Below are 10,130 nucleotides of genomic sequence, written 5' to 3'. Positions count from 1 at the left end.
ACAAACGCGACTACATATTCCACGGCACCCTGGCCACCGCAGCCCTCATCATCTGGCTCCGGGACCTCGCCAAAGAGCCATCAGACACGCCCTAGGGGAGGGACCGCTGTGGAGCGGAAGAAGAAGACGTGGTTCGCCGTGGGGGCGGCGGTGCTCGCGTTCGGCGGCATCCTGTCTGCCTGTGACGGCGACAAGGCCACCAGCACGGATGCGAAGCCCAAGCCGACGACGGAAGCGGCCAAGCCCGCCGCAAAGCCGAGCGAGGCCCCGCCTAAGGCGCCCGCGGCGAACGACGTCCCGTCGCCGGACGCGGGGCAGACAGCGGCCCTCGTACGGGCTCTCACAGCCGTGGACCCGGGGCTTACGGCGAAGGAGGACCGTGCGGTCCGCCGTGCCGAGAACGTCTGCTCTGACATCAAGGCCAAGAAGGACCCTGCCACGGTCCAGAAGAACGCCAAGCTCCGGTACGAGGGGGGCACGGTGCCGAGCCTCAGCGACAAGCAAGCGGCGGACATCGTGACCGCTGTGAAGTCGTCGTTCTGCTCGTAGCCCAAGATCAGACAGGGAACAGCCCCGTCCAGCCACAGTGCCGGGCGGGGCTTCCTTGTGCTCTGACCAGCCCCTAAGCTCTCAATCCCTACTTCTGAACTTCGGGGCTTCCCGAAAGCCTCCAGCAGCGAGGGCGGCGAGAAGTCGGGCCCGGGGCGTCCAGCCTCAGGACCCGCCCGGCTCCGTCACCCGGATCGTGTGCAGCAAGGGCGTCCCGCCGAGGGCCGGCGTGCCGCAGGAGGTGCGGGCCGGGCAGCCGCCGCACCCCGCCGGCGGGCACCCCCCGTTGACCTCCTCGCGCGTCAGCACCCCCCTCCGCACCCAGTACTCGATCATCGAGGCCGCCTCGTCCGGCGCCACCCCCGCCTCCGCGGCGATGTCCTCGACGCGTACGCTGCCCCGCGCCCGGCGGACCGCCACCAGGACGTGCCGCAGGGGGCTGACGTTCACCACCACACCGCCCCAACCTGGAACACGCCCACGGCCAGCAGCCAGGCGACCGCCAGCTGCAGTCCGGTGGCCAGGAGCGTGTGGCGGGTGCCCATCTCCTGGCGCTGGGCGGCGATCGTGGCCATGCAGGGCGTGTAGGCGAGCAGGAAGATCATGAAGGCGAGGACGGCGGGCAGCGGGTGACCGCCGGACGCGTGGTCGAACGTCTCCTGGAGCCGGGTGCCCAACTCACCCGCCCGGTCCGGGCTTTCGGGCTCGTCCGCACGGTAGGTCTGGGCCGTCGTGGCGACCACGGCCTCCTTGGCCACGAAACCCGTCGCGAGGGCCGCGGTGGTGTGCCAGTCGTCGAAGCCCGCCGGGGCGAAGACGGGCGCGATGGTGCGCGACACCGCGCCCAGGACGCTGTGCTCCACCGGGGTGTCGCCGAACGCGGTGCCGGGCGCGGCCCCCGCCGGTATCGCCGCGAGCAGCCACACCGCGGTGACCGTGGCCACGATGATGCCGCCCGCGGTGCGCAGGAACGCGCCGAGCTTCTGCCGGCACTGCGCGCCGACGACGCGCACCGTGGGCAGCCGGTACGGCGGCAGTTCGAGCACCAGGGACTCGGCGGCCAGGCCGCGGAAGAGCGTCTTGCGCAGCAGCAGGCCGACGCAGACGACCAGCAGGACGGAGACCACGTACATCGCGAAGACGACGGTGCCGGCCGCGTGCGGGAAGAAGACCGAGGCCAGCAGGACGTACACGGTCAGCCGCGCGCTGCACGACACGTACGGGATGATCATGCCGACGAGCAGCCGCTGGCGGCGGTTGCCGAGGATGCGCAGCCCGGCCAGGGCGGGGACGTTGCAGCCGAAGCCCACGATGATCGGCAGGAACGCCCGCCCGGGCAGCCCGAGCCGGCGCATCAGCCGGTCGACGACGAAGGCGGCCCGCGCCATGTACCCGGAGTCCTCCAGCAGCGCGAGCAGCACGAACATGATGACCATCAGGGGTACGAAGGTCAGCAGTTGGCCCACGCCGCCGATGACGCCGTCCACGAGCAGGCCGCGCAACCAGCCGGGAGCGCCGGAGAGCAGCCCGTCGGCGCCGTCGGTGACGGGGCCGGAGACGAACGCGCCGAGGGCGTCCTGGAGCGGCTTGGCGAGCGTGGTGGTGGCGGTGAACACCAGCCACATGGCGGCCAGGAAGACGGGGATGCCGAACAGCCGGGAGGTCAGGACCCGGTCGACGCGGTCGGACGCGGTGCGGCGGGCGGGGCCGTGGCCGGTGCGGACCTCGGCGAGGACCTGGTGGGCCCAGGCGTAGCGGGCCTCGGCGGCGAGCAGGTCGGGGTCGTCCTCGGCGTCGGGCTCGGTGGCGGGAGGGGGCTCGGGCAGTCGCAGGGGGGTGGGGGCGTCCGTGCGGGCCAGTTCCCCGGCCACCGCGCAGGCCAGCGCGTCCAGGCCCCGGCGTCCGCGGGGCACGACGGGGACGACCGGGGCGCCGAGCCGTTCGGCCAGGGCGTCCGCGTCGACGCGTATGCCGCGCGCCCCGGCGACGTCCGTCATCGTCAGGGCGACCACGCAGCGCACCCCGGCTTCCAGGACCTCGGCTACCAGGTACAGGTTGCGGGCGAGGTTGGAGGCGTCGACGGTGAGGACGACGAGGGCCGGGCGGCCTTCGGCGCGGGGGTCGGTGAGCAGGGCCCGGGTCAGCTCCTCGTCGGGTGAGCGGGGCACCAGGCTGTAGGTGCCGGGCAGGTCGACGAGGTCCCACGGGCGCCCGTCCGGGCCGCCGTTCCATGGGCCGCGGGCGACCTGGACGGTCTTGCCGGGCCAGTTGCCGACGTGCTGGCGGGCGCCGGTGAGGGCGTTGAAGAGGGTCGACTTGCCAACGTTGGGGTTGCCGACGAGCGCGACGGTGCGGCCTTCCGGCGCGGGGGCGTCGGGGGTGGCGCCGTCAGTGCCGCAGCAGGGCTTGCGCAGCAGGTCAGGCATGGGCGCCGCCGTTGGAGACGTGGGCGCAGCCGGGCGCGAGGGGGACGACGTCGACCGCGTCCGCGGTGTCGTCGTCGATGGCCAGGCGGGCGTCGCCGAGCGCGATGCGCAGCCCGCCGGTGGCGCCGCGCCCGAGGACGGTGATCCGGGCCCCGCGCACGAACCCGAGCTCGGCCAGCCGCAACCGGTCGTGGGCCCCCACCCCGACCCGTACGACCCTGACGTGGGCGCCGGGCCCTTGGCTCCGCAGTGACACGCGACCTCCTGGGCACGTTGGCGAACGGTTCGCGGGAACCGTTCGACGGGCAACTTAGGCGAGCCTAAATTCACTGATCACCAGGAAGGTCATGGAATGGCATAGGAGAGGTCAAAACGGCAGGGAGTTGATCGATCCGGGCCTTTCGTCCGTGCCGAAGTGCCTGGTCAGGGGCGGGCCGTACGGGTGGGCCCGGGCCGCCGGGAAGCCTCGCGACCACCCCGGCCGGCGCGACACCAACGGCCCAAAGGTGTACTTCCGGACATTGCGCCCCTCCGGCCCCCCTCATAGCGTGGCCGCATGATCATCACCTCCCGCGCCCGTCGCGTCGCCCTCGCCGCGCTCACCGCCGCCGCGCTCACCGCAGGTCTCGGCGGCTGCGGCAAGGGCGGGGACGCCGCCCCGGCCGCGGAGGCGCGGGCGGGCGTCGACTGGCGGGCCTGCGGGCTGCCCGGACAGCCCGCACGCCAGTGCGGCACCGTCGAGGTCCCCTGGGACGCGGAGCGGCCGGACGGGCCCAAGGTGTCGCTCGCGGTGACCCGGCTGCCCGCCTCGGACACGGCCCGCAGGATCGGGGCGCTGATGTGGAACCCGGGCGGCCCGGGCATCGGCGGGCGGTACGTGCCCGCCGCGCTCCTGCCGCCGGAGCTCGCCGCACGCTTCGACCTGATCGGCTTCGACACCCGGGGCACCCTCGACTCCGGCGTGCTTGCCGAGTGCGGGGAGGCGGAGGGGGCCGTGGGCCGGCTCGCGGAGGCCGAGGACCTGGGCAAGGGCGTCGACAAGGCGGCCGTGGACCGGGACGCGCGCGCCTACGTGAAGACGTGCGCGGGCAAGCTCGGCGGCGACACCCGGGCCGGTCACCTCGGCAGCCGCGACACCGCCCGCGACATGGACGCGATCCGCGCCGCGCTCGGCGAGGACCGGATCAGCCTGCTGATGGGCTCGTACGGGACGGTGTACGCGCAGGCCTACCTGGCCGCCCACCCCGACCGGGTGCGCGCCGCCGTCCTGGACAGCACCCTCGACCCGTCGATCAGCGGCGTACGGGCCGCCCTGGACTCCTCCGGCACCGACGAGGACGTGGCCGTGGGCGGTCGCGACCCGCGCACGGCCGCCCGCGACCAACTGCGCGGCCTGCTCTCGGGATACGTACCGTGGTGCCGGTCCGACCAGGCCGCCTGCCCGTCCGCCGCCGACCCGCTGGCACCCGCGCTGGCCGCCGCCGGACTCGACACCGGCACCGGCGCGCCCGACGACGCCCGCGTCAAGGCCGTCACCGCGGCCGCCCAGGCCGCCGCCCTGGTCCCGGACCGCTGGCCGGCCCTGGCCAAGGCCTTCCAGAGCGCACCTCAGGACGACCTCGCCGCGGTGCGGAAGCTGGGCGAGCAGGGGCCGCCGAAGGAGATCGGCAACCCCTACCCCTCCACCCTGGACCTCGGCTACAACCTGGGCGTGTACTGCGCGGACTTCGCCTGGGCGAGCAGCCCGGCCGGGGTCCTCGACGACTTCGCCCGCGCGGACGCGGCGTCGGGCCCCAACGCCTCCTCCTACGTGTCCTGCGGCGCCTGGCCCCGCCCGCAGCAACCCCTCGGCGCCGCGCACTCCGGCAAGGCCCCCAAGCCGCTGGTGCTCAACGCCGACGACGACCCGCGCACCGGCCTCGCCGGGGCGCGCGCCGTCGCCGAGCGCCTCGGCGGCGCCCTGGTGCACTACCCCGGTCGCAGCCACATCGGCACCACCAGCGGCATCGAGTGCGCGCAGAAGGCTGCCGTCGCCTACCTCGTCTCGGGCAGCACGAAGGACCTGCCCGGCTGCTGACGGCCGGGGCCGGTCAGAGCGCGTGCACCGTACCCGCGTACCGCTGCGCGAAGCGCGTCCCGGTGGCGGCGCTGACCGTGAAGTCGTAGCGGCCCTTGTCGGTGCGCCAGGTCAGGCGGGTGCGGTCGCCCGCGCCGACCCACACCGTGCGCTCCGCGCCCGCGAAGTCGTTCGGCGTGACGGTGAACGACACGTCGGTGCCGCCCGCGTTGCGCAGCTCGATCTCGACGGTGGCCTTCTCGGGCCTGCCGTGGTGCTGGAGGGTCGCGGTGACCGACGGCACGGCGACGTCGTCCTGGCCGGTGCGGACGACGGTGCCGGAGAAGCGGCGTACGAAGCCGTCGGCGCCGTGCACCGAGAAGTCGTAGCGCCCGTCGGTGCCTGAGGCGTCCCACTCGTACGTGCGCGAGGAGCGCGCCGGGACCGTGAACGGCGTTCCGGCGAAGGGGAGTTCGGCGTTGGGCAGCACGGTGAAGTGGTAGCCGACGCTGCCGCCGTTGGTGAGCGTGCAGCGGACCTTTCCGGTGCTCCGGTCGACCGTGACGTCGGCCCACGGGCGGTACGGCAGCGGGCGGTGCGGGCGCTCCCCCGGCTCCTGCGCGGGCATGGACTGCCGGTCCGGGATCTTCACGGCGGGCAGCGAGTTGCCCGCGTCGGCCCTGGCCATCAGGGCGACCGTGTCCGGCAGCCGGGGCACGCTGTAGTCGGGCCTGGTGAAGTCGAAGCAGCTGGTGAGGTCGCCGCAGACGGTGCGCCGCCAGTCGGAGACGTTGGGCTCGCGCACCCCGGTGACGCGCTCCAGGAACTGCACCACCGACGTGTGGTCGAAGACCTGGGAGTTCACCCAACCACCGCGCGACCAGGGCGAGATCACCCACAGCGGCACCCGGCTGCCCAGGCCGATGGGCTTGCCGTCGGCGAACTCGTCCTTGGTGCCCGGCTCCGGCATGGGCGGGATGACGTGGTCGAAGTAGCCGTCGTTCTCGTCGTACATGACGAGGAAGACGGTGTGCTTCCAGACGTCGGGGTTGGACATCAGGGACTGCAGCGCGGTGTCGACCCAGTGGGCGCCGTAGTCGGGGCTGGCGGCGGGGTGTTCGCAGAACAGGTAGGGCGCCACCAGCCAGGAGACGGTGGGCAGGGTGCCGTCCTTGCAGTGCTGGTCGAACGCCGTGAGGTCCCACTTCGTCATGGCGTTGACGTAGCGCGGGTCGTCCTTCGGGAACTCGTGGAACTGGCGGAAGTAGGAGAGGGCGTTGTCGTCGTAGTCGCCGTACCGGTCGTCCTTGCCGTCCGGGTTGTGGTAGACGCGCCAGCTGACACCGGCCTCTTCGAGGCGCTCGGCGTACGTCGTCCAGTCGGCCACCGGGTTGTCGGTGACCGGGGTGTTGTCGGTCCACGGCCCCGTGGTGCCGTCGACCCCGGGGCCGGCCGTGCCGGTCCACAGGTAGAGCCGGTTGGGGTCGGTGGGGCCGTTGAGCGAGCAGAAGTAGCCGTCGCAGAGGGTGAACGCGTCGGCGAGGGCGTACTGGTAGGGGATGTCCTCGCGGGTGAAGTAGCCCATGGTGCGCTCGCTCTTGGCGGCGACCCACTTGTTCATGGCGCCGCCGTTGACGGCGGTGTGGCCGGTGTCCCAGTCGTGCGGCAGCCCGCCCGCGTTCTGGGCGTTGTACTTGGTGGTGTCCATCCGGAAGGGCAGGACGTGCCCCTCCGCGCGGCCGCGCGAGGGCTGGCGGAACACGGAGTCGCCGCCCGGCAGCACACTGGCCTGCCGGTCGCCGAAGCCGCGCACGCCGCTCAGCGTGCCGAAGTAGTGGTCGAAGCTGCGGTTCTCCTGCATCAGGACGACGACGTGCCGGACGTCGGCGATGCTGCCGCGCGGGCCGTTCCCCGCGGCCTCGGCCGTGCCGGGTACCGCGGCGAGGGCGGCGCCCGCGGCGGCGGTGCCGATGAAGGAGCGGCGGCTGATCTCGGTCATGTGCGGGTGTTCCTTCGGGGTGCGCGGTCAGCCGCGGGGGGACGGGGAGAGGGAGAAGGTGACGACGGCGGCGGCGTGGTCGGAGGGCCAGCCGTTGGCCGCCGCGTCCGGGACCGGGCGGGGCCAGCCGGTGCACAGCGTGTGCGCCTCGACGACCTTGAGGCGGCCCGCGTACTGCACCTGGTCGATGCGGTCCTGCGGCTCGTCGCCGCCGTCCTCGCGCCGGGTGCGCACGGGCGACCAGGTGGTGCCCGGGGCCTTGGCGGGGTTGGCGTGCTCGTCGCGGAACGCGTCCTCCAGGCCCGCGCCCTCCAGGAGTTCGGTGACCGGCCAGCGCAGCCGGCCCACTCCCCCGTGGGCGCCGGCGGTGCGCGAGGTCCAGTCGCGGTGGGACGGGGAGGCGAGGCCGCCGGCCACCACCAGGGGCCCGTGGGCGGCCAGTTCGGGCTTGAGCGCGGCGAGCAGGGCGCGGGCCTGGCGGTGGCGGACGGTGGTCTTCTCGGCCGCGACGACCTGGGCGGGGGTGCGCCCGGCGAGCAGGGCGTAGGGCCCGTACGCGGCCTCGTCGAGCTGGACCGACCAGAGCCGTACGCCGACGCCGCCCGGCAGCCGGAGCGTGGCGGCGAGGGCGGGCACGGCGGCGGTCGGGGCGACGGTGTCCGCCAGCGGGTGGCGGCTCACCACGCCGAGGCCGCCGGCCTGGTACGCGTACCAGCCGAGCGCGTCCGCCAGGTCCCGGGCGCCGTGGTCACCGCACTCCTGCAGGGCCACCGCGTCCAGGCCCTGGGTGAGGACGAGGCGCACCTGCTTCTCCAGGAAGCCCTCGACGTGGCCGCCCGCGTCCCACAGGTTCAGCGTGGCGACCTTCAGCCGCAGCCGCTCCCGCGTACTGCGCACCGGCACCTGGACGGTGACGGTGTCGCTGCCCGTGGCGGTGTCGGCGACCGAGACGACGACGCGCCCGGGCCTGCGGGGCGCGGGCAGCGGGGCGCGCCCGGTGACCGTGCCGTCCTCGGCGACCGAGAGCCAGGGGTCCCCGCCCGCCCGGCGGAAGACGGCGCTGCCCGCGGGGTTGCCCTCGGGCCGGATCCACAGGCCGCCGAGCCGTACGGAGAAGGTGTCGCCCGCGGTCTGCGCGGCGGTGGTGAGGGCGTCGACGGCGGCGTGCGGGCGCGGCACGACGGGGCGCGGGACCAGGGTGAACGGCGCGGTCTTCGCCAGCACCCCGTAGCCGTCCTTGGCGAGCAGGTAGGCGGTGAACGGGCCGCCGCTGAGGCCGGAGGTGTCGAGGGTGGCGTCGCCGGCGGCGGTGGTGACGTACTGCCAGGCGAGCGAGGAGCCGGTGCCGGGCTTGCGGTCGCCGTCGTAGACGCCGATCCAGTTCTTGGCGTGCGGGGCGGTGGTCGTCCAGTGGAAGGACAGCCGGTCGCCCTCGTGCGGGCTGGCGGTGGTGAGCGTGACGGAGTCCGATGTCACGGTGGTGGGTCCTCTCCGCCCCGGGCGCGGCGGCAGGTGCCCGCCCGGGGGACCAAAGTTGTCTACATAACTTCGCTGACGTCGCCCCAAGGAAGCCGTCCGTCGGCGACGGCACCGTGAACGAGGGATGGCCGGGGGCCGGGGAGCAGGCGGAGATCTGGCTCAGGACCCGTGGTCGTGCCGGCCGGAGCGGGTGGGGCCTCGCTCCGGAGGAACGTCGCCACGGCACACGCGAAAGGCAGGGAGAAAAACATCTCCCTGCCACTATCAACCTATAGCGCACCGGGGGGCTTGCGGCAAGGCCCCCTTCGTGCCGCACAATCAGCGGCCGAATGCCGTGACCGGTCGACGGTGACCGGGGAACGGCGGGAAACACCAGAGGGAAATGGGGCTTCGCATGCGCGTCATGCTGACGAGTTGGGGATCGCGCGGAGACGTGGAGCCGCTGGCCGCGCTGGCGGCGGCGCTGATCGAGGAGGGCGCGGAGGTACGGGTGTGCGCGCCGCCGGACGAGGACTTCACCGCCCTCCTGGACCGGGTCGGCGTGCCCCTGGTGCCGCTCGGGCCCAGCGTGAAGTCGGTCGTCGCCCGGCCCAAGCCGCCGACCGGACAGGACGCCTTCAAGCTCGCGCCCGAGCTGGTGGCGGCCCGCTTCGAGACGCTCGCGGCGCACGCGCGGGACTGCGACGCGCTGCTCGCGACGGGCCTGATGCCGGCCGGGGCGCCGGACGTGGCCGAGGCGCTGGGCATCCCGTACGTCTTCGCCTGCTTCCACGTCTTCGGCCTGCCCTCGCCGCGCTTCCGGCCCGGGTCGCGCCCCGGCGCCCCGCTCCCGGAGGGCGAGAGCGACCACCGGGTCCTGTGGCGGCACGACGCCCAGCGGGTGAACGACCTGTACCTGGACGCGCAGAACCGCGGGCGCGCGGGGCTCGGCCTGCCGCCGGTGGACGACGTGCGGGCCCGGGTGCTCACCGACCGGCCGTGGGTGGCGGCGGACCCGCTGCTGTGCCCGTCGCAGGGGATGACGTACTTCGACGTGGTGCAGACGGGCGCCTGGATCCTGCCGGACCACCGCCCGCTCCCGGACGGCCTGGAGGCGTTCCTGGCGGCGGGCGAGCCGCCCGTGTACGTCGGGTTCGGCAGCATGGCCGCGCACGCCCCCGAGGGGATCGCCCGCGCGGCGCTCGACGCCTGCCGGGCGGTCGGCCGCCGGGTGGTGCTGGCCCAGGGGTGGGCCGGTCTCGCCCCGGCCGACGGCGCCGAGGACTGCTTCTCGGTCGGCGAGGTGAACCAGCAGGCGCTGTTCCGGCGGGTCGCGGCCGTCGTGCACCACGGCGGCGCCGGCACCACGACGACGGCCGCGCGGGCGGGGGCGCCGCAGGTGGTGGTCCCGCGGATCGCCGACCAGCCCTACTGGGCCGAGCGCGTGACCGCCCTGGGGATCGGCACGGCGCACCGTGAGCCGCTGCCGACGGCCGCCTCGCTGACCGCCGCGCTCGGCGCGGTCCTGGACGCGGGGACCCGTGCGCGGGCCGCCGAGGTCGCGGACGGCGTGCGCGCGGACGGGGCCCGGGTGGCGGCGAAGCTGCTCCTCGAGAAGGCGGCCGGCTGACCGGGCCCTCCC

General features: G+C 74.4%; 8 protein-coding genes. 3 read left to right on the top strand and 5 right to left on the bottom strand.

All coding sequences use genetic code 11. From position 1 onward, the window contains the following. Positions 1–108: 108 nt before the first annotated feature. On the top strand, positions 109–549 hold the full coding sequence (locus ABT160_RS16115) for a hypothetical protein (protein ID WP_351647926.1): 441 nt from the start codon (positions 109–111) through the stop codon (positions 547–549). A 165-nt stretch (positions 550–714) separates the two neighbouring features. Here the strand turns inward: ABT160_RS16115 and ABT160_RS16110 are convergent, their stop codons facing one another. Genes ABT160_RS16110 through ABT160_RS16100 form a run of 3 tightly spaced genes read right to left on the bottom strand, consistent with a single transcriptional unit; the run spans position 715 to position 3,231 of the window. Further along, positions 715–999: a FeoC-like transcriptional regulator gene (locus ABT160_RS16110; protein ID WP_351647925.1), complete on the bottom strand. Its 285-nt coding sequence runs from the start codon at positions 997–999 to the stop codon at positions 715–717. After that, positions 996–2,975 (bottom strand): ferrous iron transport protein B, encoded by a 1,980-nt coding sequence (gene feoB / locus ABT160_RS16105; RefSeq protein ID WP_351647923.1) that lies wholly within the window; start codon positions 2,973–2,975, stop codon positions 996–998. Before feoB ends, ABT160_RS16110 begins: the two co-directional genes overlap by 4 nt. Then, the gene (locus ABT160_RS16100; protein ID WP_351647921.1) at positions 2,968–3,231 is read right to left on the bottom strand and encodes a FeoA domain-containing protein; all 264 of its coding nucleotides are present in this window, start codon (positions 3,229–3,231) and stop codon (positions 2,968–2,970) included. Before ABT160_RS16100 ends, feoB begins: the two co-directional genes overlap by 8 nt. A 300-nt stretch (positions 3,232–3,531) precedes the next feature. Here ABT160_RS16100 and ABT160_RS16095 point away from each other — a divergent pair, with 300 nt between their 5' ends. After that, positions 3,532–5,052 (top strand): alpha/beta fold hydrolase, encoded by a 1,521-nt coding sequence (locus tag ABT160_RS16095; RefSeq protein ID WP_351647919.1) that lies wholly within the window; start codon positions 3,532–3,534, stop codon positions 5,050–5,052. Positions 5,053–5,065: 13 nt separating this feature from the next. Here ABT160_RS16095 and ABT160_RS16090 read toward each other — a convergent pair whose 3' ends face one another. Next, on the bottom strand, positions 5,066–7,030 hold the full coding sequence (locus ABT160_RS16090) for a phosphocholine-specific phospholipase C (protein WP_351647917.1): 1,965 nt from the start codon (positions 7,028–7,030) through the stop codon (positions 5,066–5,068). Positions 7,031–7,057: 27 nt separating this feature from the next. Continuing rightward, the gene (locus ABT160_RS16085) at positions 7,058–8,506 is read right to left on the bottom strand and encodes an endonuclease/exonuclease/phosphatase family protein (protein WP_351647915.1); all 1,449 of its coding nucleotides are present in this window, start codon (positions 8,504–8,506) and stop codon (positions 7,058–7,060) included. 397 nt (positions 8,507–8,903) lie between these two features. On the opposite strand from ABT160_RS16085, the gene ABT160_RS16080 reads away from it, so the two are divergent. Further along, positions 8,904–10,118 carry a glycosyltransferase gene (locus tag ABT160_RS16080; RefSeq protein ID WP_351647913.1) on the top strand — a complete coding sequence of 405 codons (1,215 nt, stop codon included), beginning with the start codon at positions 8,904–8,906 and terminating at the stop codon, positions 10,116–10,118. The last annotated feature ends 12 nt before the right edge of the window (positions 10,119–10,130 follow it).

This window comes from Streptomyces sp. NPDC001941, from assembly GCF_040296945.1.
Lineage (GTDB): Bacteria > Actinomycetota > Actinomycetes > Streptomycetales > Streptomycetaceae > Streptomyces.
Note: the sequence above shows the minus strand (reverse complement) of the source record. Positions and strands in the feature narration are given on the sequence as shown.